This is a genomic window from Burkholderia sp. SIMBA_062 (assembly GCF_046534765.1).
Lineage (GTDB): Bacteria > Pseudomonadota > Gammaproteobacteria > Burkholderiales > Burkholderiaceae > Burkholderia > Burkholderia ambifaria.
Window position 1 is genome coordinate 1 of sequence record NZ_JAWRYD010000368.1, and the last position, 261, is coordinate 261.

The 261-nt window shown below is 64.8% G+C and carries 1 protein-coding gene; it reads left to right on the forward strand.

The window, feature by feature from the left end:
• The coding region (locus tag SB786_RS36720; protein ID WP_410731649.1) for a LysR substrate-binding domain-containing protein at positions 1-261 on the forward strand (261 nt) is incomplete at both ends.

Consider the following 261-nt stretch of genomic DNA (forward strand, 5'->3'; position numbering starts at 1 on the left):
GCCTACTACTTCCTGCCGAACGTGATCGCCAGCTACCATCGCCGCTTTCCGCGCATTCGCGTCAAGCTGCTGGATGCGAGCGCGAACGAGGTGCTGAGCGCCGTCATCAGCGGCGAGGCCGATTTCGGTGTGAGCTTCATGGGCAGCCAGGAGCCTGAAGTCGAATTCCGGCTGCTGCTGCAGGAGCGCTTCGTCGCCGCGTGCCGGCGCGATCATCCGCTCGCGGGAAAGAAGCGCGTGACGTGGGACGAGCTCTATGCG